Source organism: Shimia haliotis (assembly GCF_900114415.1).
GTDB lineage: Bacteria > Pseudomonadota > Alphaproteobacteria > Rhodobacterales > Rhodobacteraceae > Shimia > Shimia haliotis.
The window spans coordinates 474635-499081 of the sequence record NZ_FOSZ01000003.1; the positions used below are offsets into that span (position 1 = coordinate 474635).

A 24447-nucleotide genomic window follows, 5' to 3' on the forward strand; every position below is an offset into this window, starting at 1 on the left:
GGTGACTGCGGCTTCTGGCTGTGGAGCTTGGGGCACTACACATGGGATCACGTTATGGCGCAAAATTGGCGGCTTGGCGATTTTGATGAGACTGGACCGTTCCTGCCGGAGCGGGCCGACATTGAGTCTGCGGTCAAATCGCAGACAGAGACACGGTGGGTGCTGATCGACTCCGCGCGGCGGATGTTGGGGTATGGCGGCGATGATGGTGCTACATCGGGGGTTTCCCGAGTTGAGGCTGCTATGCAGCGAAATGCGCCTGATCTGGCTGGGGTTTCTGCCACCGAGATGGCGCTGATCGAAGCTGAGCGGGCCGCGCTGATGGCGCGCCGCTGGCCGAGACCGCGGTTGCTGTCGCTGATTCTGGTGGGAACGGTTGCTGCCGTGATGCCTACTGCGGCGGTGCGTGTGTTGATTTGGTCGCTGGTTTTGTTTTTGGTGGCCGCGGTGGCCGTGGGCCCTGAGCGCGTGCGCGATGGTTTGCGGGATTTCTATGGCTGGTGTCTTGAGTATTGGCAGCATGAGCTGCGGCTCGCGCAGAGGTTGTTGTCCGGCGGCGACTAGACGCAGACAACACGATCTTTGACAGGCGAAGGAATGGTAGGTTTGAGGGGTTGCCTTGAAATTGCCACACCTTTGCCCATTGTTGTTCCAATTTCCAACCAACCCTAAATGCCCAAATTCTAAGTGTGATTCTCGCATGGCCAAGCCGGTTGAGAATATTGACGTGGCACTCTTCTGCCGTTGGTGGAAGCGCTACATGGGTGATTGGTATGAGCAACGAAGATCCGACCCTTTATGAGGCTCGAGACATTCCGCAGTACGGAGCGGACATAAAAGAGCCTGGCGAGCCTTTTGGCGAAGAAACGCTGGACGCTATTCGATTTTTGGTGGCGGAAGACGATGTGATCCCCGGTGTGCCGTCGAACCCGCCGGAACAGGCGGTTTTGGTCAGGACAACGCCCGGAGCACAGACTTCGAACTGGGATCCTGATCAAGAGCGCGCCAAGGTGGAAAACGACGCCGGTGATTGGCAGCAGTGGGCCGAAGCACCACCGAAAAGAGAATGGCGCAGGCTGACCATCGTCGAAGGCGGGCCCGGTCGGGCTTTGCGGCGGTTGTTAACAACGCCAAGGTTGTTGTCGATCGCTTTCCTGAGTTTCATCGTTTACTGGCAGCCGATGTTTATTCCTATGCTGGTTTTGGTCTTGGTGTCCGCTCTGTTGCTGGTGGGGGCGTTGATTGGTCAGGACAGGATGGCGCGGTTTGTCGGACGACGAATCCAGCGGTTGATCTGGCGGGATCCTGCAATTGCTGCACTTTTGGAAAAAGTGACACCGCACCGCTCCCGGCATCTGTTGTATCGGCCCACTTCAGAGGCAGACAATTGGGAGGGTCCGATCGACCCATCTTTTGCCCAAAGGTTGTCACGAATACGGTCTTAAGCGTGATGTCACCGTAATTGGCAACTTAAGGGCCTTGAATTTGACGCAAGGCCCAAGTATGTCAGCCTCTGATCAAGGCAAAGAAGAAGCGTCATGGCGAAAACCAATCCGATCACATTCATTCAGCAAGTCCGCGCGGAAGTGTCCAAAGTTGTTTGGCCGACCCGCCGCGAAGTTCTGCTGACCACTGTCATGGTATTTATCATGGCGGCGCTGACGGCGGCCTTCTTTTCGCTGGTGGATATCCTGATCCGTGGCGGCCTGAATGGCATTCTGTCGCTCTTCGGCTAAAGCAGGCTTGGCCGACCTTCGGCCTTTGGCTCTTGAAATCAACCAGTATCGGCGGTAGTTCACTGCCTACTTCGGGAATGTGGCGTGTGGCGAATCAAGTTACACGCCGATTTTTTGTTCCCGAGAGCCCTGTTTGGGCGACGTATTGAAATGACATCCGGCCCGAGGCCGGTAAGACGGGAAAGAACGGTCACATGGCAAAACGGTGGTATTCGGTAAGCGTACTTTCGAACTTCGAAAAGAAGGTCGCCGAGACAATCCGCACGTCGGTGGAAGAGCAAGGGCTTGAGGACCAGATTGACGAAGTGCTGGTGCCGACCGAAGAAGTGATCGAGGTGCGCCGTGGCAAGAAAGTCACCACCGAGCGTCGCTTTATGCCTGGTTACGTTCTTGTCCACATGGAAATGAGCGATCAGGGCTATCACCTGATTAACTCGATCAACCGCGTCACCGGTTTCCTTGGCCCACAGGGTCGTCCAATGCCGATGCGTGACGCCGAGGTGCAGGGTATCCTGGGTCGCGTGCAGGAAGGCGAAGAGGCTCCGAAGCTTCTGATCTCCTTCGAGGTTGGCGAAAAAGTAAAGGTCAACGACGGACCTTTCGAAGATTTCGATGGCATGGTCGAGGAAGTGGACGACGACAACCAGCGCCTCAAGGTCACGGTGTCGATCTTTGGTCGCGAGACTCCGGTGGAACTGGAGTTCACGCAAGTTACCAAGCAGATGTGATCCCACCCAAAATTGTGAATTGCGAAAGCGCCCCGATGTGTCACCATCGGGGCGTTTTTTATTGTGCAGTTTGTTGGAGGGCGTCATGGCCACAGCCAAAGAGAATGCGATCAATCTCTACATGAAAGGGATTCGGGACGGGCACGCAGAGGAAGCGATCAATGCTTACACTGGCGCGCGGTATACCCAGCATTCAACCGGTGTCGCGGATGGTAAAGAGGGGTTTCTCGCCTTCTTTGGGCCGTTCATCGAACGCAATCCGGATCGCGATATTCGTGTGGTGCGGGCGTTGCAGGATGGGGCGAAGGTCTTTGTGCAGGCCCATCAGGTGTTGAACGGTGGCGCAGCCAAATGGGTGACGACGGATTTCTTTGACAGCGATGAGGCGGGATTGATCGTCGAACATTGGGATGTGATTGGCGAAGATACACCGCCCAATCCGGCGGGGAGGACGCTGGTGGATGGGCCGACCGAGGTTGTCGATATTGAAAAGACAGAGGCGAACAAGGCGCTGATTTCTGAATACATCGACGCCTGTCTGATCGGGCGGCGGGTGGACCGAATGGGAGACTTCATCAGCGATGAAGTGTTTCATCAGCACTCAGTGGGCATGGAAGACGGGTTGGCGGCTTTTGCGTCTTACTATGCAGCCGATGATTGTCCGTTGAGTTATCAGGAGTGTTTCCTGATGGTTGGCGAAGGTAATTTTGTCGCCACGTTGAACCGCACGCGGCTGGATGGGCTGGACATGTGTCAGGCGGATATCTTCCGGCTGAATGGTGGCAAGATTGTCGAGCATTGGGACAACGCCGAACCTGTGCCACCGCGCGAGGAATGGGCGAATTCGGGGAAGTTTTGAGAGTTTGCGTCGCGGGCAGTGGTTGTTCTTCGACGCTGGGCTTGCCACGGTGTGATCCATTGTAAGAACGAATTGGACTGGCATGATTGTTCGACAGGCGGAATTGCGCGATGTGGCGCAGGTGTCCGCGTTTCTTGAGGAGCTGGTGCGGTTGGGCAAGCGGACCCTGCCGGCAGATGAGGCTTATGTGCGCGACGTTTATGTGGCGCATGGCGACAACATTTCCTGCGTTGTGGCCGAGGACAGTGGTGATCTGCTTGGTATTCAGATTTTGAAGTTGGCGAAGGAGGGCAATCCTTATGGCACCGTGCCAGGGTGGGGGATCATTGGTACGCATGTGAACCCGAAAGCTGCGCGGCGCGGGGTGGGCAAACGGTTGTTTGCGGTGACGCGGGGAGCCGCCGTGGAAGCGGGATTGGCCAAGATTGAGGCTTCTATTGGTGCGCAGAGCAAAGAGGCTTTGTCTTACTATGAGGCTATGGGGTTTCGCACATTTCAAGAAGATGGGATGCGTGTGAACAAGGTGTTTGAGGTCGGCGGGTAGCCGACCTCAAAGGATTAGGGGAAGGCGCGCGCGGAACGCACACCCCAAAGGTTATTGCAGCTCAGACGGGGTTTTGTGTTCGATGTCACTCCACTTGGCGTCGGCCTGCTGAATAAAGCCCGGGATGTCGGCGTTCCAGCGGTCCTGGATGTCTTGGGCGAGATTCAGGAAGAGTTCGCCGTCGACCACTTTCCAGAGTTCCGGATCACCGTCGAATTTGAAACCCATTGCGGCACCAAAGGCGCAGTAGCCGCCGTATTGCGGCAGGTAGGCTTCGGGGTCAGCCTCAAAGGCGGCTTTGTGCTCTTCGCTGACGAAGCGATAAGTGGCGTCGTTGTGGGTTGCGGTGATGGTGTAGTTGCCTTCCGTTGGGGCACCGAGGGTGAAGTAGGCGACGGGGTCGTAGCCTTGCAGCGCGAGACCGGTGTTGGAGGCGTTGATTTCAGGGCCAGCGGCGAAGGCGGCTGTGGTGAGGGCAACGGAGAGGGCCACACCGGAGATCAGGGTTTTTACAGCTTTCATATCAATGTCCAATGTTGGGGCCGCGCTTTTGGGCGGCGAGGGAGTGTCTGTGTTGGAATGTGTGTTCCGACAGGACATATCTGACATTGGGAACCAATTGGTACAAAACAAATGATTGTGAAAGCTTGTGAATTCCCGCAGGATGGCAAGAGAGAAAAGGGAATGGCGTTATGGCAAGACCCCGTGAATTTGACATGGACACCGCGCTGGACGGCGCGCTCGATATCTTCTGGCGTCAGGGATATGTGGCGACCAACCTGCCGGATTTGCTTATGGCGATGGGCCTCACGCGGGGCAGTTTCTATAAGGCGTTTCGGGATAAGCTGTCGGTCTATATTGCGGCGTTGGACCGGTATGACGATCAGGTCGTGAGTGCCACCGTGGCGACCTTAGCAGGGTGCGACGCGGGTTCAGCTCAGGCGTGTTTGTCGGTACTCTTTTCGCCGGAAGCAGATGCTCGCAAGGGGTGCTTCATCTGTAACGCGGTGGTGGAATTGGGGCCGGCGAACGAGACGGTTGCGGCAAAAGCCGAGGCGATGACGGTACGGTTGCGGAACGGGATTCTAGGCGTGCTGGATAGATTTGAGGTTGGCGAGGTCGGGGAAAAACGCACGGCGACGGCGGATCTGATCCTGCATTTGTATTTCGGGCACAAGGCGATCGGCAAAGGTGGGAAGCCACGTGAGGATTGGAGCGCGCATCTGGGGTGGATTCTGGGTCAGGCCAACGACGCGTGAAAGCGGCCGTGACCATCTTTGCCCGCAAAACAAGAACGTCAAAGGCGTCACTTCTCTAAGTGGTGTTTTTATTTGTCGGGCTGAATTCGGCTAAGTGTTTGGCTTGTCACATTTTCTGGCGCGGTTACAGTGGGCGTGACCCCAAACCCAGCCCCAGCCCGCAATGCTGACGGACAAAGAAACGACCTGACCTCAATATGGACTTCTCCGCCACGCTTTCTGACGCTGTCCGCATCTACTTGGCGGTGTTTTTTACCTTTGTAGCTGTGTTCTACACATCACGCGTTGCTTTCTTGAGGCTCAAAGAGCGGGTTGAGATTGTCCTGCCGGGCCAGAGGTATTGTGCGACGTGGTGGAATCATATGGTGTTTCGCATGTTCCGCGTCACGATCTGGGCCGTTTGTGTTTTGCGGGCGGTCGATCCGGCCTTTGACGCCTATCTTGGTCTGTGGCCAGCATTTCAGTACCCGGCATTGATCCTGCTTGGGGTGAGCTTTTTGACGGCCGGTTTTGGCCTCACGCTTGTCAGCCATTTTGCACTGGGGCGTCATTGGCGGTCTGGCTTCGATCGTGAAGGGCCAAGAGTGCTTTTGGATACCGGGCCTTATCGGTTTTCTCGCAATCCAGCCTTCTTGGGCGTCATCATCGCGCAGGTCGGGTTTTGGCTGGCGTTGCCGAGTTGGTTCTCAACTTTGTGCCTGATTGTCGGGGCGCTCGCGGTCTATCGACAAACGTTGTCCGAAGAGATGCATCTGGATGCGACAATTGGAGGGGCTTATGTCGAGTATAAGCGCCAAGTGCCGCGGTGGATCTAACGTGTGGCGCGCTGGCTTGTCTCTGATGTCTGCATTTTGTGTTTGGGCGGCGCGGGTTTCGGGCATGCCCGCAGGCAATCACCCCCTTGCAAACCCCGCAAATCAGGCGTAAACGCCGCCTCTATCGTCTTCGGGCGAGATTCTCTCGTGGGAGGTTTGGGCATCGCGATGCAAGGACCGGACCACGCAACACAAACCGGGTGGAACGCGTTTCACCTACGTTGAAAGGAAAACCAAATGGCTAAGAAGCTAGCTGGTACAATGAAGCTGCAGGTTCCTGCAGGTCAAGCCAACCCCTCCCCGCCCGTTGGTCCGGCGCTGGGTCAGCGCGGCATCAACATCATGGAATTCTGTAAAGCGTTCAACGCCAAGACACAGGACATGGAGCCCGGCGCGCCGTGCCCGACCGTGATCACCTACTATCAGGACAAGTCCTTCACCATGGACATCAAGACGCCGCCTGCGTCTTACTACCTGAAAAAAGCTGCCAAGCTGAAATCCGGTGCAAACCTGCCAGGTCGTGAGACCGTAGGTTCCGTGACCCCCGCTCAGGTGAAAGAAATCGCCGAAGCGAAAATGAAAGACCTGAACGCAAACGACATCGATGCTGCAATGCAGATCATCCTTGGCTCGGCGCGTTCCATGGGCATCGAGGTGAAGTAATGGCTAAGCTTGGTAAACGTACTGCCGCAGCGCGCGAAGCGTTCGCAGGCAAAACTAACCTGACCGTTGAAGAAGCTGTTGCTCTGGTCAAAGGCAATGCCACCGCGAAATTCGACGAAACCGTTGAAATCGCCGTTCAGCTGGGCGTTGACCCGCGTCACGCAGACCAGATGGTCCGCGGCGTGGTTGGTCTGCCCAACGGCACCGGCAAATCCGTGCGTGTTGCTGTTTTTGCTCGCGGCCCGAAAGCTGAAGAAGCACAAGCTGCTGGTGCGGACATCGTTGGCGCAGAAGATCTGATGGAAACCGTTCAAGGCGGCACCATCGACTTCGATCGCTGCATCGCGACACCGGACATGATGCCTGTTGTTGGTCGTCTGGGTAAAGTCCTGGGCCCGCGCAACCTGATGCCGAACCCCAAAGTTGGCACAGTGACCATGGACGTGAAAGCGGCCGTGGAAGCAGCCAAAGGCGGCGAAGTTCAGTTTAAAGTCGAGAAAGCCGGTGTTGTACACGCGGGCGTCGGCAAAGCATCCTTCGGCGAAGACAAGCTGGTTGAGAACGTGCGCTCCTTCATGGACGCGGTTCTGAAAGCCAAGCCAGCTGGCGCAAAAGGCGCGTATGTCAAAAAGATCGCTCTGAGCTCCACCATGGGTCCGGGCGTGACCATCGACATCGACAACGCTTCCGCTCAGTAAGATCTTCTGATCTGAGAATTCTGAGGGCGTCCTGTTTGGGGCGCCCTTTTTCGTTGTGACGCGTCGTTGACTTCCCTCTTGGTAAGGGCTTCGTCATGTGTGTTTCAAACGTGGTTGCGGAGTTTGGCAAGCAAGCGATGAAGGGCGCATGGCTGCTTCGCCAAAAATCGGTGGACAATGGTCAAAGCAGCCCTTAAAGACACGCCTGCCCACACACAGAGCATCGTTTGATTCTCTGCGCGTGGCCTGTCCAAGACGGAGGGTTCGGGTTTCGCCTGAATAATTCCTTCCTGAGATGGGGTAAGAGACAAGAATTCTTAGAAGCCTTCGCTGGCTTCGGCGATCTTGGTTCCCAACCCTTTGTATGGACCTAAACGCGTGCCCTTTGGGGTGCGCAAAACTGAGCCGGGGAGCAATCCCCAATTTTGGAGTAAAACTGTGGATAGAGCACAAAAAGAGAAGTTGGTCGACGAGCTCGGCCAGATCTTTGAAAGCTCTGGCGTTGTAGTGGTTGCCCACTACGCGGGTCTCACGGTTGCTGACATGCAGGACCTTCGCGCACGTGCTCGTGATGCGGGTGGTGCTGTTCGTGTCGCCAAGAACAGGCTCGCCAAGATCGCCCTTGATGGCAAACCATGCGAAAGCATCGGTGGCCTTCTGTCGGGTATGACCGTTCTGACCTATTCCGAGGACCCTGTGGCAGCCGCCAAAGTGGCCGAGGACTTCGCCAAAGATCACAAGCAATTTGAGATCCTTGGTGGTGCAATGGGCGAGAACGCTCTGGACCGTGCTGGTGTTACAGCAGTGTCGAAAATGCCTTCGCGCGACGAGCTTATTGCTCAGATCGCAAGCATGCTCGGCGCACCTGCTTCCAACATCGCCGGCGCCATTGGCGCACCTGCTTCGAACATCGCATCCATCCTGTCTACCATCGAGGAAAAGGCAGAGGCTGCGTAAGCAACTTTTTGAGAGCCGCGTCGTGACATTGTCACAACGTTGGAACACATACCTAACAACGGAAAGAGTCTAAAATGGCTGATCTGAAAGCACTCGCAGAAAGCATCGTGGGTCTGACCCTGCTGGAAGCACAAGAACTGAAAACCATCCTCAAAGACGAGTATGGCATCGAGCCCGCCGCTGGCGGCGCAGTTGTAATGGCAGCTGGCGGCGACGCCGGTGGCGCAGCTGAAGAAGAAAAGACTGAATTCGACGTGATCCTGAAAGCTGCAGGCGCATCGAAAATCAACGTCATCAAAGAAGTCCGCGGCATCACCGGCCTGGGCCTCAAAGAAGCTAAAGAACTGGTTGAAGCCGGCGGCAAAGCTGTCAAAGAAGGCGTCTCCAAGGACGAAGCTGAAGAGATCAAAGGCAAGCTGGAAGCAGCTGGCGCCGAGGTCGAAGTTAAGTAATTCGGTTTTTCACCGAGTTATTGCAGGCGTCCCTTGTGGGGCGCCTGTTTTCGTTTGAGGCCTAGTCGCAGAGAGGCAAGTCCAACGGTTGGCTTTTGGGCAGTGAGTTGCGCCATTCGTTGATGATTGGCTGCAGTGTGCGTTTGGGCCAGAATTTCGGCGTTCCAATGGCAGCAAGGCAGGCGTCGTTCCAATAGAGGCCCGCGCGTTTCAGGGACGTGCCGCGTTTGACAGCCTTGGCTACCGCGTTGATGTCTTGCGACGCAGGATAGATGTAGAGCGTGGTCGGGTTGCTGTCTGCGATTTTCAGAATGTCTTTGGTGGCGGGTTCGGACCACGTGGTGCAGCCGTTGCTGCGGCCTGAGGTGTAGTCCACCAGTTTGCCGAAGGGCACAAAGCCGTCGGCATCTGCGTGTTTGCTTTGCGGTTTTTCCATGCGGCATTGCCAACGCATGAACATGGCACGATGCCCGCCGATGGCGCGTTCGCGGGCGTTGTCGGTTTCGCCTTCGCCGTCAAAGAGCAGGAAGGTGCGTAGGAAGGGTTTTTTACGGGAGCCCTTTTGGTAGTAGCCCTTGAAAGACGTGCGGGATTCAGCGGTCACATAGGCGCCGCCAGCGGTGAGTTTGGAGCCTTCTGCGTTGGAAAAGTTTCGCGCGCATTGGCGGCCGTTGGAAAAATTCGCTTTGGCCAGTTTGCGCCCGTTTCCATAGCCGGAGGACACGGCTTTGAAGGTGCGGGTTTCTTCGCAAATCACATAGAAGCGGGGCAGTGCGGCGCCGTTGGAGGCTGTGCTGGGGCGGGTGGCGTCCATCGCGAAATAGCAGGGGTTTTTGACGGTGCCCGATTGGCGTTTTTCCAGGTAATGGGCGCGGGCTCTGTCGAGCACAATTGGCGCGATCTGGCCCGTGCCGGCGCCAACGTGTTGTTGAAGCCAATTGGGGATGCCGGTGGAGGCGGCTGCAACGGAGGCAGCAAATGTCGCAGCGGCGATGGCTGCGCTGAAGATGTTGAGTTGGCTGAAAGACAAAACAGGAGCCCCACATGACACACAAAGACCAATAGGAAAGAGGTTGCACGAAAAGCCTTCTGCTGGTCTAGGGGAGATTGCGGTGATCCGGTGCGGAGCGGTTTATGGATGCCACGGTGCGCGAGGCTGCGCACCTTGCTGGGCGGCATGGGTTTTGGAGTGCCAAAAGATGTCGATCGCCCGATCTGTGGTTTGGCCGAATGTCAAGCCCCGAGGGGTTGCCAATGACCAGCCGATTCATTATTCGGTAGTCTCTTGCGGTTTCGAGCGATTCGGGGCCGCTTTTGTCCTTTGCGGATTTTTGTGAACAGGCGGCGTGGTTTTCGGGGAATTGATCACCCCGGCAGGAAAGACAACGACAGACAATAAAGCACGTTTTCCAAGGTGGGATACCCCGGCTTGGCAAGCCTCTTGAGTGGCGCATAGGCGCGGTTGAAGAGGTTTTCCAAGGCAGGGATCAACGATCGAGTGGCTCCGGTGGGACGGAGTCGAGAATGGATCTGATCCACGCCGTCACTGACGCGACGTGCCGGGGCCCGACGGCATGTTGTTGATGATGAATCGAAAGGTGACATTGACCATGGCTCAAAGCTTCCTTGGCCAGAAACGTCTACGTAAATACTACGGCAAAATCCGCGAAGTGCTGGAAATGCCAAACCTGATCGAGGTGCAGAAAAGCTCCTATGATCTTTTCCTGAAATCCGGAGAGCTTGAAATCCCCACCGATGGTGAGGGTATCAAAGGCGTGTTCCAGTCGGTCTTCCCGATCAAGGATTTCAACGAAACTTCCGTGCTGGAATTCGTCAACTACGAGCTGGAAAAGCCGAAGTACGACGTTGAGGAATGTCAGCAGCGTGACATGACTTACAGCGCACCTCTGAAGGTGACACTGCGTCTCATCGTGTTTGATGTGGACGAGGACACCGGTGCGAAGTCGGTAAAAGACATCAAAGAACAAGACGTGTTCATGGGCGACATGCCCCTGATGACACAGAACGGCACATTTGTCGTGAACGGCACCGAGCGTGTGATCGTTTCCCAGATGCACCGGTCTCCGGGCGTGTTCTTTGACCACGACAAAGGCAAAACGCACTCTTCGGGTAAACTGCTGTTTGCTTGCCGCATTATTCCCTACCGCGGCTCGTGGCTCGATTTTGAATTCGACGCCAAAGACATCGTTTATGCCCGCATCGACCGTCGTCGTAAGCTGCCTGTGACCACTCTGCTTTATGCACTGGGTCTGGACCAGGAAGCCATCATGGATGCCTATTACGACACCGTGGACTACACGCTGGACAAGAGCAAAGGTTGGGTCACCAAGTTCTTCCCCGAGCGTGTGCGTGGCACCCGTCCTCTGATGGATCTGGTTGACGCCGCAACAGGTGAAGTGATTGCCGAAGCTGGCAAGAAAGTCACCCCGCGTGCGGTCAAGAAGATCATCGATGAAGGCAAGATCACCGATCTGCTCGTGCCGTTTGAGCACATCGTTGGCAAGTTTGTCGCCAAGGACATCATCAACGAAGAAACCGGTGCGATCTATGTCGAAGCCGGTGATGAGTTGACGCTGGAATATGACAAGGACGGCGATCTGATCGGCGGCACTGTCAAGGATTTGGTAGACGCAGGCGTCAAAGAGATCCCTGTTCTGGACATCGACAACATCAATGTCGGTCCGTACATGCGCAACACCATGGCGGTGGACAAGAACATGGGCCGCGACACCGCGCTTATGGACATCTATCGCGTGATGCGTCCGGGCGAGCCGCCCACCGTTGAAGCGGCGTCGTCGCTGTTTGACACCCTGTTCTTCGATAGCGAACGCTATGACCTTTCCGCGGTTGGCCGCGTTAAGATGAACATGCGTTTGGCACTGGATGCGCCAGATACTCTGCGCACCCTGCGCAAAGAAGACATCGTGGCCTGCATCAAGGCGCTGGTTGAGCTGCGTGACGGTAAAGGCGACATCGACGACATCGACCACCTCGGCAACCGTCGTGTGCGTTCCGTTGGTGAGCTGATGGAAAACCAGTACCGTGTTGGCCTGCTGCGCATGGAGCGTGCGATCAAAGAGCGTATGAGCTCTGTCGAGATCGACACGGTGATGCCGCAGGATCTGATCAACGCGAAACCGGCCGCAGCGGCTGTGCGTGAATTCTTCGGCTCTTCGCAGCTGTCGCAGTTCATGGACCAAACCAACCCGCTGTCGGAAGTCACCCACAAACGCCGTCTTTCGGCGCTTGGCCCGGGTGGTCTGACCCGTGAGCGTGCAGGCTTTGAGGTGCGCGACGTGCACCCGACCCACTATGGTCGGATGTGCCCGATTGAAACACCGGAAGGCCCGAACATTGGTCTGATCAACTCGCTGGCGACATTTGCGCGCGTCAACAAGTATGGCTTCATCGAAACACCTTATCGCGTGGTCAAAGACGCGACGGTGACTGACGAAGTTCACTACATGTCGGCAACCGAAGAAATGCGTCACACAGTGGCACAGGCCAACGCATCTTTGGATGAAAACGGCAAGTTCCAGAACGATCTGGTGTCGACCCGTCAGTCCGGTGACTACACACTTGCTCCAAGCGAAAACGTGGACCTGATCGACGTTTCGCCCAAGCAGTTGGTATCCGTAGCTGCCTCGCTGATCCCGTTCCTTGAAAACGACGATGCTAACCGCGCTCTTATGGGCTCGAACATGCAACGTCAGGCGGTTCCACTGCTGCGTGCCGAGGCACCGCTGGTTGGTACCGGCATCGAGGAAAAAGTGGCGATTGACTCCGGCGCGGCCATTCAGGCGAAACGCGCGGGCGTGATCGACCAAGTGGATGCCCAGCGTATTGTTATCCGTGCGACGTCTGACCTTGAGCTGGGTGACGCGGGTGTGGACATCTATCGTCTGCGCAAGTTCCAGCGTTCCAACCAGAACACCTGCATCAACCAGCGTCCGCTGGTGAAAGTGGGTGATACGGTTCAGAAGGGCGAAGTGGTTGCTGACGGTCCGTCCACCGATATCGGTGAACTGGCTCTGGGTAAAAACGTGGTCGTCGCGTTTATGCCTTGGAACGGCTATAACTACGAAGACTCCATCCTGATCTCCGAGCGCATCGCGCGTGACGACGTGTTTACTTCGGTTCACATCGAAGAATTCGAAGTCGCTGCACGTGATACGAAGCTCGGTCCAGAGGAAATCACTCGCGACATTCCGAACGTCGGTGAAGAAGCGCTGCGCAACCTCGATGAGGCGGGCATCGTTTACATCGGTGCGGACGTTGAGCCGGGCGATATTCTCGTTGGTAAGATCACACCGAAGGGCGAAAGCCCGATGACGCCGGAAGAAAAGCTTCTGCGTGCCATCTTTGGTGAGAAAGCATCCGACGTGCGTGACACCTCGCTGCGCGTGAAGCCGGGTGACTTTGGTACCGTTGTTGAGGTGCGCGTCTTTAACCGCCACGGTGTGGAAAAAGACGAGCGTGCGCTGCAGATCGAGCGTGAAGAGATCGAACGTCTGGCGCGTGACCGCGACGACGAACTCGCGATCCTTGACCGCAACATCTATGCGCGTCTGAAAGGCATGATCAGCGGCAAAGTTGCTGTGAAAGGCCCGAAAGGCGTCAAGCCGAACGCGGAAATCAACGACGAGTTGCTGAACTCTCTGTCCCGCGGTCAGTGGTGGCAGCTGGCGCTTGAAGACGAAGCAGACGCACAGGTTGTCGAGGCTCTGAACGAGCAGTACGAGATCCAGAAACGTGCGCTTGAGCATCGCTTTGAGGACAAAGTCGAGAAAGTCCGTCGTGGCGACGACCTGCCGCCGGGTGTGATGAAGATGGTCAAAGTCTTCATCGCCGTGAAGCGTAAGCTTCAGCCGGGTGATAAGATGGCCGGTCGTCACGGGAACAAAGGTGTTATTTCCAAGGTTGTACCTATGGAAGACATGCCGTTCCTCGCAGACGGTACGCCGGTTGACTTCTGTCTGAACCCGCTGGGCGTTCCTTCACGTATGAATGTTGGTCAGATCCTTGAAACCCACATGGGTTGGGCCGCGCGCGGTCTGGGTCTGAACGTTGACGAAGCGCTGCAGGACTATCGCCGCACAGGTGATCTGACACCGGTTCGCGAAGCCATGCACTTGGCCTATGGCGATGATGTCTACGAAGAAGGCATCACCGGCATGGACGAAGGTCAGCTTCTGGAAGCGGCAAGCAACGTCACCAACGGTGTGCCGATTGCAACGCCGGTCTTTGACGGCGCCAAAGAAGGCGACGTGAACGACGCTCTGGTGCGTGCAGGCTTCTCCGAAAGCGGTCAGTCGATCCTGTTTGACGGTCGTACCGGTGAACAGTTCGCCCGTCCGGTCACAGTGGGTATCAAGTACCTGCTGAAGCTGCATCACCTTGTGGACGACAAAATCCACGCGCGTTCGACCGGTCCGTACTCGCTTGTTACTCAGCAGCCGCTGGGTGGTAAGGCGCAGTTCGGTGGCCAGCGCTTCGGTGAGATGGAAGTCTGGGCTCTGGAAGCTTACGGCGCCGCCTATACACTGCAGGAAATGCTGACAGTGAAGTCGGATGACGTGGCAGGCCGGACCAAGGTCTACGAAAGCATCGTCAAGGGCGAGGACAACTTTGAAGCGGGCGTCCCAGAATCGTTTAACGTTCTGGTGAAAGAAGTCCGTGGTCTCGGCCTGAATATGGAACTCCTGGATACGGAGGAAGGTGAATGAGGGCGCAAGCCCTCACGCCAACCACTCTCCTCCCAACCGAATTTGAGGTATCAAAATGAACCAGGAACTGACGAACAACCCGTTTAACCCGCTGACACCGCAGAAAGCGTTTGACGAGATCAAGGTCTCGCTCGCCTCTCCAGAGCGGATCCTGTCTTGGTCCTATGGCGAAATCAAAAAGCCAGAGACCATCAACTACCGTACGTTCAAGCCCGAGCGCGACGGTCTGTTCTGTGCGCGTATCTTTGGCCCGATCAAGGACTATGAATGTCTCTGCGGCAAATATAAGCGCATGAAGTATCGCGGTGTTGTCTGCGAAAAATGTGGTGTTGAAGTTACGCTTCAGAAAGTGCGCCGTGAGCGCATGGGCCACATCGAACTGGCGGCACCTGTTGCACACATCTGGTTCCTGAAATCGCTTCCGTCGCGTATCGGCTTGATGCTGGACATGACACTGCGTGATCTGGAACGCGTGCTGTACTTTGAAAACTACGTCGTTATCGAACCCGGTCTGACCGATCTGACCTATGGCCAGATGCTGACCGAAGAAGAGTACATGGATGCGCAGGACGCATATGGCATGGATGCCTTCACCGCCAACATCGGCGCCGAAGCGATCCGTGAGATGCTGTCCATGATCGATCTGGAATCCGAGGCCGAGCAGCTGCGTGCCGATCTGGCCGAAGCGACCGGTGAATTGAAGCCGAAGAAGATCATCAAGCGTTTGAAAGTTGTGGAAAGCTTCATCGAATCCGGCAACCGTCCGGAGTGGATGATCCTGACTGTGATCCCGGTGATCCCGCCAGAGCTGCGCCCGCTGGTGCCGCTGGATGGTGGCCGTTTCGCGACGTCCGACCTCAACGATCTGTATCGTCGTGTGATCAACCGGAACAACCGTCTTAAGCGTCTGATCGAACTGCGTGCGCCTGACATCATCGTGCGCAACGAAAAGCGGATGCTGCAGGAATCTGTGGATGCGCTGTTTGACAACGGCCGTCGTGGCCGCGTGATCACCGGCGCCAACAAGCGTCCGCTGAAATCGCTGTCTGACATGCTGAAGGGTAAGCAAGGTCGTTTCCGTCAGAACCTTTTGGGTAAGCGCGTCGACTTCTCCGGCCGTTCGGTGATTGTGACCGGTCCTGAACTGAAATTGCATCAGTGTGGTCTTCCCAAGAAGATGGCGCTGGAGCTTTTCAAGCCGTTTATCTACTCGCGTCTGGAGGCCAAAGGTCTGTCTTCGACCGTGAAGCAGGCCAAGAAGCTGGTGGAAAAAGAGCGTCCCGAAGTTTGGGATATCCTGGACGAAGTGATCCGCGAACACCCTGTCATGCTGAACCGCGCGCCGACGCTGCACCGTCTTGGCATTCAGGCGTTTGAACCGGTTCTGATCGAAGGTAAGGCCATTCAGCTGCACCCGCTCGTATGTTCTGCGTTTAACGCGGACTTCGACGGTGACCAGATGGCTGTTCACGTGCCGCTCTCGTTGGAAGCCCAGCTGGAAGCACGCGTCCTGATGATGTCCACCAACAACGTTCTGTCGCCTGCCAACGGCGCGCCGATCATCGTTCCGTCTCAGGATATGATCTTGGGTCTGTACTACACGACCATCGAGCGCGAAGGCATGAAGGGCGAAGGCATGGTCTTTGGCTCGATCGAGGAAGTTCAGTACGCACTGGACAGTGGTGCCGTGCATCTGCATGCGAAAATCACCGCGCGTATTCCGCAGATCGACGAGAACGGCATGGAAGTGTTCGAACGCGTAGAGACCACCCCGGGCCGAGTGCGTCTGGGTGCTCTGCTGCCGCAGAACAACAAGGCGCCGTTCAACCTTGTGAACAAGCTGCTGCGTAAGAAAGACGTGCAGAACGTGATTGACACCGTCTATCGCTACTGTGGTCAGAAAGAGTCCGTGATCTTCTGTGACCAGATCATGACCATGGGCTTCCGCGAAGCGTTCAAGGCGGGCATCTCGTTTGGTAAAGACGACATGGTGATCCCCGACAACAAGTGGACCATCGTCGACGACACCCGCGATCAGGTGAAAGACTTTGAACAGCAGTACATGGACGGCCTGATCACTCAGGGCGAAAAGTACAACAAAGTTGTCGACGCCTGGAGCAAGTGTAACGACAAAGTCACCGACGCGATGATGGACACCATCTCTGCGGCGAAGTCTGACGAGAACGGTGCCGAAGCAGAGCCGAACTCGGTCTACATGATGGCCCACTCCGGAGCGCGTGGTTCTGTTACGCAGATGAAGCAGCTGGGCGGGATGCGTGGCCTGATGGCGAAGCCGAACGGCGACATCATCGAAACACCGATCATCTCGAACTTTAAAGAAGGTCTGACCGTTCTTGAGTACTTCAACTCTACCCACGGTGCCCGTAAGGGTCTGTCGGATACGGCGTTGAAGACTGCGAACTCGGGTTATCTGACCCGTCGTCTGGTGGATGTGGCTCAGGACTGCATCGTGCGTGCGCATGATTGTGGAACTGACGCGGCGATCACTGCAGAAGCGGCGGTCAACGATGGTGAAGTTGTGGCATCTCTGGCCGAGCGTGTGCTGGGTCGTGTCGCGGCGGAAGACATTCTCAAGCCGGCTACCGATGAGGTGCTGGTGGCTGAAGGTCAGCTGATCGATGAACGCATGGCGGACACCATTGACGAAATGGGTGTGGCTTCGGCTCGCATCCGTTCGCCACTGACCTGTGAGGCCGAAGAAGGTGTCTGCGCCATGTGCTATGGTCGTGACCTTGCACGCGGTACTATGGTCAACACCGGTGAGGCCGTCGGCATCATCGCGGCGCAGTCGATTGGTGAACCTGGTACACAGCTGACGATGCGGACATTCCACATCGGCGGCGTTGCGCAGGGTGGTCAACAGTCGTTCCTGGAAGCAAGCCAGGAAGGCAAGATTGTCTTTGAGAACGCCAACATTCTGGAAAACGCAAATGGCGAGATCCTCGTCATGGGCCGCAACATGAAGCTGATGATTGTCGACGACGCCGGCGAAGAGCGTGCCAACCACAAGGTTGGCTACGGTTCCAAGCTGTTTGTCAAAGACGGTCAGAAGATCGCCCGCGGCGACAAGCTGTTTGAATGGGACCCCTACACCCTGCCGATCCTCGCAGAAAAAACCGGTAAAGCGAAATTCGTTGACCTGGTTTCCGGCATCGCCGTACGCGACGAGACCGATGATGCGACCGGCATGACCCAGAAGATCGTGACCGATTGGCGTTCGGCGCCGAAAGGCAACGAACTGAAGCCGGAAGTGATCCTTGTGGATGCCGATGGCGAGCCGGTGCGCAACGATGCGGGCAACCCAGTTCACTATCCGATGTCCGTGGACGCAATTCTGTCGGTCGAAGACCAGCAGGACGTGACCGCAGGTGAGGTTATCGCGCGTATCCCGCGTGAAGGTGCCAAAACCAAGGACATTACCGGTGGTCTGCCGCGTGTGGCCGAACTGTTCGAAGCACGTCGTCCGAAAGATCACGCAATCATCGCCGAAATCGATGGTTACGTGCGCTTTGGCCGCGACTACAAGAACAAGCGCCGCATCTCGATCGAGCCGTCGGATGAGAGCATGGAGCCCGTCGAATACATGGTGCCCAAGGGCAAGCACATTCCTGTTCAGGAAGGTGACTTCGTCCAGAAGGGTGACTACATCATGGACGGTAACCCGGCACCGCACGACATCCTGTCCATCATGGGTGTTGAAGCGCTGGCGGATTACATGATCGACGAAGTGCAGGACGTTTATCGCCTGCAGGGTGTGAAGATCAACGACAAGCACATCGAAGTGATCGTGCGCCAGATGCTGCAGAAGTGGGAGATCCAGGACTCTGGTGAAACCACGCTGCTGAAAGGCGAGCACGTCGATAAGGCTGAGTTTGACGCCGCCAACGAGAAGGCGCTGTCGGAAGGCCGCCGTCCTGCTCAGGGTGAGCCGATCCTGCTTGGTATCACCAAGGCATCTTTGCAGACCCGTTCGTTCATCTCTGCGGCATCGTTCCAGGAGACCACCCGCGTTCTTACCGAGGCTTCTGTCCAAGGTAAGAAAGACAAGCTGGTTGGCCTCAAAGAGAACGTCATCGTGGGCCGCCTGATCCCGGCGGGTACCGGTGGCGCGACACAGAAGGTGCGCAAAATCGCATCTGACCGTGACAACGTGGTCATCGAAGCCCGTCGCGAGGAAGCGGAAGCGGCAGCTGCTCTGGCAGCGCCGACAGCGGACGATCTGCAGGCCGACGACGTGTTTGACAGCGGTCTGGTGGAAACACCTGAAAGCCGCGAGTTCGACTAAGTCGACTTGACGTTTGAGAATTGAGAAAGGCCCCCGACGTTGCGTCGGGGGCCTTTCTGCTTTCGGCGAGGGCATTTGTGGCAAAGTGAACTGAAGGCCTTGGCAAGGCCGCGTAGCGGGCGTAGCGTCGCGCGGTTGGCTTTGGCGGAGGGCTTCACGTGGCGGTTTTGACGGATAACACCAAGGGCGCGTTGTTGATGATGTGCTCCATGGCGGCGTTTACGTTTAACGATACCTGCGTGAAACTGCTGGGGCCGGAGGTGCCGCTATTTCAAATGCTGTTTTTGCGCGGTCTGGCCTCAAGCCTGATGATTTGGGGGCTGGCGCGGACTTTGGGGGCGTTGCGCTGGCGGATGCCACGGCGGGATTGGGGGCTGGTGGCCCTGCGCACAACCTCGGAAATCGGGGCGGCCTATTTCTTTATCACCGCGCTTTACCATATGCCGATTGCCAATGTGACGGCGGTTTTGCAGGTGCTGCCGCTGACGGTGACCCTGGGTGGGGCAATGTTCTTTGGCGAGGCGGTGGGCTGGCGGCGGATGTCGGCGATTTTGGCTGGGTTCATTGGCATGTTGCTGATCGTGAGGCCGGGACCGGAAGGGTTTGATCTTTATGCAGGGTATGCGCTGGCGGCGGTGGTCTTTGTGACCGTTCGGGATTTGTCGACGCGGCGGATGTCGGCGGAGGTGCCTTCGATGACGGTGACGCTTGTGGCTTCACTCGGCGTTATGGGATTTGCCGGAGTGGCCAGTCTCGGCGTGGAGTGGGTGGCGCTGGATGCACGCCAGATCGGGCTGATCGGAGGGGCGTCGGTTTTCATCCTCGGCGGGTATCTGTTCTCGGTGATGGTGATGCGCGTGGGCGAAATAAGTTTCATCGCGCCGTTTCGATATACCAGCTTGTTGTGGGCCTTGCTTTTGGGGTTCGTCGTGTTTGGCAACTGGCCGGATCCGATCACTCTTGCGGGGTGTGTGATCGTTGTTGGCGCGGGGGTGTTTACATTGCTGCGGGGCCGCAGGTTGGCTCAGGAAAACAGCACCCGGACGTGATCGGCGTCGATGTTGAAGACGCGCTTGAAGTGGGCTTCGTCCTTGGCATCGAGTAGCGGCAGGTTCAACGGCTTCGCGCCTTTTTGGCGGCTGTCGTTGTAGTCGTTGTGGCCGCGAATAAACATGTCTTCGCCCGCATAGCTGACCACCGGCATGAACTTCCCCATCTTGGAATGACCGAAGTTCAGGATTGTAATGTCTGACTTTGGACTGACCGTCATGGCAAGGCCTGCAGTCCAGAGGTGCTCCATCGTCGGCTTGCCCTTGATGCCGTCGGGGCCGGCGGCGGCGATGTAGCCTTGGGAGAAATCAATCGCGATATGCTTGTTGAGCCGGATCAGGGTGTGCAGCTCGTTCACCCGCTCTCGCAGGCGCTCGACAAAACGGATGTTCACCGCGTCGTCGTCGTCCATGCGGAATTGCAGGCAATGATGTTTGCTCTCGCGGCGCACGGCGTTGATCGCGACCTTCATGATGTCGCGGTGTGGCTCGGGCGGGTAGGCGGCGATGATGGCCTGCGGGATGTCGGCAAGCAATTTTTCCAGCCGCGTGCGGTAGTGCGCCGGCATCTGGTCACCGATGATTACCAGAAACGTGAAGTCGGGATCGGTCTGCGCCCGAAGGGGAGGCAAAGTGAAGGCCTCAAAGGTGCGAAACCGCTCCTCCATGCGTTCTGGGGCGTAAAGAAAGGCCATGCGCTCTTCGGGTGTTTCATGCTCCACCTGAAAGCCGCCCAGAGCGGGGTAGGAAAAGCGGCAAACGCCGATGACCTGCATGTCTTTGCTATCCATCGCAAAGGCCTTTGTGTTATCGCGTGACTAGAACAGGGCATGAAATGCATGCCCTGTCTTTACATTGTCACCGCGCGAAACCACGTGCAACCTGAGAGCGCGCAGGGTGGCTGTTGACAACACTCCCGACTCCCCATATATCGCGCGCATCCGGCAATGGGATACGTGTACCCTGAGCCGTTTCATAACTGTAGTGGTCAAGGTCCGGTCTACTTTGAAGATCGCACCCTCTGAGAACTCAACCGCGTCGTTTGCCTCGGAATGGAAACGATTGCGGCTTTTGCGCTTGTGTTCGCATAACGCGTGAAAAAAACGATAACCGCGTCGGGTTTCGGTCTGGCGTATAAATGGAAGCAATAGGAAAGAGACCCTATGCCAACGATTCAACAGCTGATCCGCAAACCGCGTCAGCCTAAAATCAAGCGCTCCAAGTCGCAGCACCTGGAGCAGTGCCCGCAGAAACGTGGCGTTTGCACACGCGTTTACACAACCACTCCGAAAAAACCGAACTCCGCTATGCGGAAAGTTGCGAAGGTTCGCCTGACCAACGGTTACGAAGTGATCTCCTACATCCCGGGTGAAAGCCACAACCTTCAGGAACACTCCGTGGTTCTGATCCGTGGCGGTCGTGTAAAAGACCTTCCGGGTGTCCGTTACCACATCCTTCGCGGTGTTCTGGATACCCAAGGTGTTAAAGATCGTAAGCAACGTCGTTCGAAGTACGGCGCGAAGCGTCCCAAGTAAGAAGGAGAGGCTGAGATGTCACGTCGTCACGCCGCTGAAAAACGCGAGATTCTGCCCGACGCCAAATTTGGCGACAAGGTGCTGAGCAAGTTCATGAACAACCTGATGATCGACGGCAAAAAGTCGGTTGCAGAAAAGATCGTGTACAACGCCCTGGATCGCGTCGAAAACAAAGTAAAACGCGCGCCTGTGGAAGTTTTCCACGAAGCGTTGGACAACATCAAACCGTCGGTCGAAGTTCGGTCCCGTCGTGTTGGTGGTGCCACCTACCAGGTTCCGGTTGAAGTGCGCCCCGAGCGCCGCGAAGCTCTGGCCATCCGTTGGCTGATCACCGCGTCGCGCAACCGCAACGAAAACACCATGGAAGAGCGCCTTGCAGGCGAACTCCTGGACGCTGTGAACTCGCGCGGCACTGCCGTTAAGAAACGCGAAGACACGCACAAGATGGCCGAGGCTAACAAAGCCTTCAGCCACTATCGTTGGTAATTTCCAGAGGACATTGAACCAATGGCACGCGAATATACGCTCGAACATTACCGTAACTTCGGTATCATGGCGCACATCGATGCAGGTAAAACCACCTGTTCGGAGCGCATCCTGTACTACACCGGCAAATCCCACAACATCGGTGAGGTGCACGATGGTGCAGCCACCATGGACTGGATGGAGCAGGAGCAGGAACGCGGTATCACCATCACTTCCGCTGCGACGACCACTTTCTGGGAGCGCACCGAAGATGGCCAAACTGCTGACACGCCCAAGCACCGCCTGAACATCATCGACACCCCTGGCCACGTTGACTTCACAATCGAAGTTGAGCGTTCTCTGGCGGTTCTCGACGGTGCTGTCTGTGTTCTGGACGCCAACGCTGGTGTTGAACCCCAAACCGAAACCGTGTGGCGTCAGGCTGACCGCTACAAGGTTCCGCGTATGGTTTTCGTCAACAAAATGGACAAAATCGGGGCTGACTTCTTCAACTGTGTTCACATGATTGAAGACCGCACCGGTGCGACCGCTGTTCCGATCGCTTTCCCGATTGGCGCCGAAACCGAGCTGGAAGGCCTGGTTGACCTGGTGACCATGGAAGAGTGGCTGTGGCAGGGCGAAGACCTGGGCGCGTCCTGGATCAAAGCTCCGATCCGTGACGAACTCAAAGATCTGGCCGACGAATGGCGCGCCAAAATGATCGAAAACGCCGTCGAAATGGACGACGACGCCATGGAAGCCTATCTGGAAGGCGAAGAGCCTGACGTACCGACCCTGCGCAAACTGCTGCGCAAAGGTACGCTGGAAATGGCATTCGTGCCGGTTCTGGGCGGTTCCGCGTTCAAAAACAAAGGTGTTCAGCCTCTGCTCAACGCCGTGATCGACTATCTGCCGAGCCCGCTCGACGTTGTTGATTACATGGGCTTTGAACCAGGTGACGAAACCGAAGAGCGTAACATTGCGCGTCGTGCAGACGACGACATGGCGTTCTCCGGCCTCGCGTTCAAAATCATGAACGACCCCTTCGTTGGCTCCTTGACCTTCACCCGGATCTACTCCGGTACGTTGACCAAGGGCGACACGCTTCTGAACTCCACCAAAGGTCGTAAAGAGCGCATCGGTCGTATGATGATGATGCACTCCAACAACCGTGAGGAAATCACCGAAGCATTTGCAGGCGACATCATCGCGCTGGCAGGTCTGAAAGACACCACCACAGGCGACACAATCTGTGCCGTGAACGATCCGGTGGTTCTGGAAACGATGACCTTCCCCGATCCGGTGATCGAGATTGCTGTTGAGCCGAAGACCAAAGCCGACCAAGAGAAAATGTCTCAGGGTCTGCAGCGTCTGGCAGCCGAAGACCCCTCCTTCCGTGTGGAGACTGATCTGGAATCCGGTCAGACCATCATGAAAGGCATGGGCGAACTTCACCTGGACATCCTCGTGGATCGTCTGAAGCGTGAGTTCAAGGTTGAGGCCAACATCGGTGCACCTCAGGTTGCTTATCGTGAGACCATCTCCAAGCCGATCGAGCACACCTACACCCACAAGAAACAGTCGGGTGGTTCGGGTCAGTACGCTGAAGTCAAAATGGAAATCATGCCGACCGAAGCGGGCGAAGGCTATTCGTTCGAAAGCCGCATCGTTGGTGGTGCCGTTCCGAAGGAATACATCCCTGGTGTTGAAAAGGGTATCCAGTCGGTCATGGACTCCGGTCCGTTGGCAGGCTTCCCTGTGATCGACTTCAAGGTTGCTCTGATCGACGGTAAGTTCCACGATGTGGACTCCAGCGTTCTCGCCTTTGAAATCGCCGCTCGTATGGGCATGCGCGAAGGCATGAAGATGGCTGGCGCGAAACTGCTTGAGCCGATCATGAAAGTGGAAGTGATCACACCGGAAGAATATACCGGTGGCATCATTGGTGACCTCACCTCCCGTCGTGGTCAGGTGTCCGGTCAGGAGCCGCGCGGCAACGCTGTAGCCATCGACGCATTTGTGCCGCTGGCCAACATGTTCGGTTACATCAACACGCTGCGTTCCATGAGCTCGGGCCGTGCCCAGTTCACCATGCAGTTTGACCACTACGATCCGGTTCCGCAGAACATCTCCGACGAGATCCAAGCGAAATACGCATAACCAAATTCGGGAAGCGGGTTCCCCGCTTCCCTTCTAAACATCAAGGAGGCCATCATGGCTAAGGAAAAGTTTGAGCGCAGTAAACCGCACTGCAACATCGGCACCATTGGTCACGTTGACCACGGTAAAACCACTCTGACCGCAGCGATCACCAAACAGTTTGGTGACTTCAAAGCGTATGACGAAATCGACGGCGCGCCTGAAGAAAAAGCCCGCGGCATCACCATTTCGACCGCGCACGTTGAATATGAAACCGACGCGCGTCACTACGCACACGTCGACTGCCCCGGCCACGCTGACTATGTGAAAAACATGATCACCGGTGCGGCGCAGATGGACGGCGCGATCCTGGTTGTGAACGCAGCTGACGGCCCGATGCCGCAGACCCGCGAGCACATCCTGCTGGGCCGCCAGGTTGGTATCCCTGCCATGGTCGTGTTCATGAACAAAGTTGACCAGGTTGACGACGAAGAA

The 24447-nt window shown here is 56.6% G+C and carries 22 protein-coding genes; 19 read left to right on the plus strand and 3 right to left on the minus strand.

Features of this window, described 5'->3' with window-relative positions; genetic code table 11:
* The first annotated feature begins 54 nt into the window (after nt 1–54).
* The 6 genes from BM069_RS10530 (at nt 55) to BM069_RS10555 (ending at nt 3867) form a co-directional block, all read left to right on the plus strand.
* Nucleotides 55–564, plus strand: coding sequence for a hypothetical protein (locus tag BM069_RS10530; protein WP_093323507.1), 510 nt, complete (start codon nt 55–57; stop codon nt 562–564).
* 209 nt (nt 565–773) lie between these two features.
* Entirely contained in the window at nt 774–1445 is a 672-nt protein-coding gene (locus BM069_RS10535) for a hypothetical protein (RefSeq protein WP_093323508.1), read from the plus strand.
* Between the two features lie 93 nt (nt 1446–1538).
* Nucleotides 1539–1736, plus strand: a complete 198-nt coding sequence (gene secE, locus BM069_RS10540) for a preprotein translocase subunit SecE (RefSeq protein WP_093323510.1) — start codon at nt 1539–1541, stop codon at nt 1734–1736.
* A 194-nt stretch (nt 1737–1930) separates the two neighbouring features.
* Nucleotides 1931–2464 carry a transcription termination/antitermination protein NusG gene (nusG, locus tag BM069_RS10545; protein ID WP_093323511.1) on the plus strand — a complete coding sequence of 178 codons (534 nt, stop codon included), beginning with the start codon at nt 1931–1933 and terminating at the stop codon, nt 2462–2464.
* A gap of 85 nt (nt 2465–2549) precedes the next feature.
* Nucleotides 2550–3323 (plus strand): nuclear transport factor 2 family protein, encoded by a 774-nt coding sequence (locus BM069_RS10550; RefSeq protein ID WP_093323513.1) that lies wholly within the window; start codon nt 2550–2552, stop codon nt 3321–3323.
* Between the two features lie 82 nt (nt 3324–3405).
* The gene (locus tag BM069_RS10555) at nt 3406–3867 is read left to right on the plus strand and encodes a GNAT family N-acetyltransferase (RefSeq protein WP_093323515.1); all 462 of its coding nucleotides are present in this window, start codon (nt 3406–3408) and stop codon (nt 3865–3867) included.
* A gap of 51 nt (nt 3868–3918) precedes the next feature.
* Here the strand turns inward: BM069_RS10555 and BM069_RS10560 are convergent, their stop codons facing one another.
* A complete protein-coding gene (locus BM069_RS10560) occupies nt 3919–4389 on the minus strand; it encodes a YHS domain-containing (seleno)protein (RefSeq protein ID WP_093323593.1) in 471 nt (156 codons plus the stop codon).
* A 170-nt stretch (nt 4390–4559) separates the two neighbouring features.
* On the opposite strand from BM069_RS10560, the gene BM069_RS10565 reads away from it, so the two are divergent.
* The 6 genes from BM069_RS10565 (at nt 4560) to rplL (ending at nt 8711) form a co-directional block, all read left to right on the plus strand.
* Nucleotides 4560–5126, plus strand: a complete 567-nt coding sequence (locus BM069_RS10565) for a TetR/AcrR family transcriptional regulator (RefSeq protein ID WP_093323516.1) — start codon at nt 4560–4562, stop codon at nt 5124–5126.
* 374 nt (nt 5127–5500) lie between these two features.
* A complete protein-coding gene (locus BM069_RS10570; RefSeq protein ID WP_212611532.1) occupies nt 5501–5941 on the plus strand; it encodes a methyltransferase family protein in 441 nt (146 codons plus the stop codon).
* A 237-nt stretch (nt 5942–6178) separates the two neighbouring features.
* Entirely contained in the window at nt 6179–6604 is a 426-nt protein-coding gene (gene rplK, locus BM069_RS10575; protein ID WP_093323519.1) for a 50S ribosomal protein L11, read from the plus strand.
* Nucleotides 6604–7302 (plus strand): 50S ribosomal protein L1, encoded by a 699-nt coding sequence (gene rplA, locus BM069_RS10580; RefSeq protein WP_093323520.1) that lies wholly within the window; start codon nt 6604–6606, stop codon nt 7300–7302. Before rplK ends, rplA begins: the two co-directional genes overlap by 1 nt.
* 438 nt (nt 7303–7740) lie before the next feature.
* On the plus strand, nt 7741–8259 hold the full coding sequence (rplJ, locus tag BM069_RS10585) for a 50S ribosomal protein L10 (RefSeq protein ID WP_093323522.1): 519 nt from the start codon (nt 7741–7743) through the stop codon (nt 8257–8259).
* Nucleotides 8260–8333: 74 nt separating this feature from the next.
* Nucleotides 8334–8711, plus strand: coding sequence for a 50S ribosomal protein L7/L12 (gene rplL, locus BM069_RS10590; protein ID WP_093323523.1), 378 nt, complete (start codon nt 8334–8336; stop codon nt 8709–8711).
* 61 nt (nt 8712–8772) lie between these two features.
* Here rplL and BM069_RS10595 read toward each other — a convergent pair whose 3' ends face one another.
* Entirely contained in the window at nt 8773–9741 is a 969-nt protein-coding gene (locus BM069_RS10595; protein WP_093323595.1) for a murein L,D-transpeptidase catalytic domain family protein, read from the minus strand.
* A gap of 580 nt (nt 9742–10321) precedes the next feature.
* Between BM069_RS10595 and rpoB the strand changes: the two genes are divergently transcribed.
* The 3 genes from rpoB (at nt 10322) to BM069_RS10610 (ending at nt 19813) form a co-directional block, all read left to right on the plus strand.
* A complete protein-coding gene (gene rpoB / locus BM069_RS10600; protein ID WP_093323596.1) occupies nt 10322–14458 on the plus strand; it encodes a DNA-directed RNA polymerase subunit beta in 4137 nt (1378 codons plus the stop codon).
* A gap of 55 nt (nt 14459–14513) precedes the next feature.
* Nucleotides 14514–18764, plus strand: a complete 4251-nt coding sequence (gene rpoC, locus BM069_RS10605) for a DNA-directed RNA polymerase subunit beta' (RefSeq protein WP_093323524.1) — start codon at nt 14514–14516, stop codon at nt 18762–18764.
* A gap of 167 nt (nt 18765–18931) precedes the next feature.
* Complete coding sequence (locus tag BM069_RS10610; protein WP_244503599.1) at nt 18932–19813, plus strand: DMT family transporter; 882 nt, start codon at nt 18932–18934, stop codon at nt 19811–19813.
* Here the strand turns inward: BM069_RS10610 and BM069_RS10615 are convergent.
* Nucleotides 19789–20604, minus strand: coding sequence for a putative rhamnosyl transferase (locus tag BM069_RS10615; protein ID WP_244503592.1), 816 nt, complete (start codon nt 20602–20604; stop codon nt 19789–19791). The two genes, BM069_RS10610 and BM069_RS10615, sit on opposite strands and share 25 nt — an antisense overlap.
* A gap of 372 nt (nt 20605–20976) precedes the next feature.
* Here BM069_RS10615 and rpsL point away from each other — a divergent pair, with 372 nt between their 5' ends.
* From rpsL to BM069_RS10635, 4 genes are all read left to right on the plus strand, one after another.
* Nucleotides 20977–21348, plus strand: a complete 372-nt coding sequence (gene rpsL, locus BM069_RS10620; protein ID WP_054000841.1) for a 30S ribosomal protein S12 — start codon at nt 20977–20979, stop codon at nt 21346–21348.
* Nucleotides 21349–21363: 15 nt separating this feature from the next.
* Entirely contained in the window at nt 21364–21834 is a 471-nt protein-coding gene (gene rpsG, locus BM069_RS10625; RefSeq protein WP_093323526.1) for a 30S ribosomal protein S7, read from the plus strand.
* Between the two features lie 21 nt (nt 21835–21855).
* Complete coding sequence (gene fusA, locus BM069_RS10630; RefSeq protein WP_093323527.1) at nt 21856–23973, plus strand: elongation factor G; 2118 nt, start codon at nt 21856–21858, stop codon at nt 23971–23973.
* Between the two features lie 54 nt (nt 23974–24027).
* The coding region (locus tag BM069_RS10635; RefSeq protein WP_139216181.1) for a GTP-binding protein at nt 24028–24447 on the plus strand (420 nt) is incomplete at its 3' end.

Bases quoted from the DNA above. Each gene is read 5' to 3' on its own strand.
- BM069_RS10530 (WP_093323507.1), top strand. From the start codon at position 55: ATGGCGCAAAATTGGCGGCTTGGCGATTTTGATGAGACTGGACCGTTC.
- BM069_RS10535 (WP_093323508.1), top strand. From the start codon at position 774: ATGAGCAACGAAGATCCGACCCTTTATGAGGCTCGAGACATTCCGCAG.
- secE (WP_093323510.1), top strand. From the start codon at position 1,539: ATGGCGAAAACCAATCCGATCACATTCATTCAGCAAGTCCGCGCGGAA.
- nusG (WP_093323511.1), top strand. From the start codon at position 1,931: ATGGCAAAACGGTGGTATTCGGTAAGCGTACTTTCGAACTTCGAAAAG.
- BM069_RS10550 (WP_093323513.1), top strand. From the start codon at position 2,550: ATGGCCACAGCCAAAGAGAATGCGATCAATCTCTACATGAAAGGGATT.
- BM069_RS10555 (WP_093323515.1), top strand. From the start codon at position 3,406: ATGATTGTTCGACAGGCGGAATTGCGCGATGTGGCGCAGGTGTCCGCG.
- BM069_RS10560 (WP_093323593.1), bottom strand. From the start codon at position 4,389: ATGAAAGCTGTAAAAACCCTGATCTCCGGTGTGGCCCTCTCCGTTGCC.
- BM069_RS10565 (WP_093323516.1), top strand. From the start codon at position 4,560: ATGGCAAGACCCCGTGAATTTGACATGGACACCGCGCTGGACGGCGCG.
- BM069_RS10570 (WP_212611532.1), top strand. From the start codon at position 5,501: ATGTTCCGCGTCACGATCTGGGCCGTTTGTGTTTTGCGGGCGGTCGAT.
- rplK (WP_093323519.1), top strand. From the start codon at position 6,179: ATGGCTAAGAAGCTAGCTGGTACAATGAAGCTGCAGGTTCCTGCAGGT.
- rplA (WP_093323520.1), top strand. From the start codon at position 6,604: ATGGCTAAGCTTGGTAAACGTACTGCCGCAGCGCGCGAAGCGTTCGCA.
- rplL (WP_093323523.1), top strand. From the start codon at position 8,334: ATGGCTGATCTGAAAGCACTCGCAGAAAGCATCGTGGGTCTGACCCTG.
- rpoB (WP_093323596.1), top strand. From the start codon at position 10,322: ATGGCTCAAAGCTTCCTTGGCCAGAAACGTCTACGTAAATACTACGGC.
- rpoC (WP_093323524.1), top strand. From the start codon at position 14,514: ATGAACCAGGAACTGACGAACAACCCGTTTAACCCGCTGACACCGCAG.
- BM069_RS10615 (WP_244503592.1), bottom strand. From the start codon at position 20,604: ATGGATAGCAAAGACATGCAGGTCATCGGCGTTTGCCGCTTTTCCTAC.
- rpsL (WP_054000841.1), top strand. From the start codon at position 20,977: ATGCCAACGATTCAACAGCTGATCCGCAAACCGCGTCAGCCTAAAATC.
- rpsG (WP_093323526.1), top strand. From the start codon at position 21,364: ATGTCACGTCGTCACGCCGCTGAAAAACGCGAGATTCTGCCCGACGCC.
- fusA (WP_093323527.1), top strand. From the start codon at position 21,856: ATGGCACGCGAATATACGCTCGAACATTACCGTAACTTCGGTATCATG.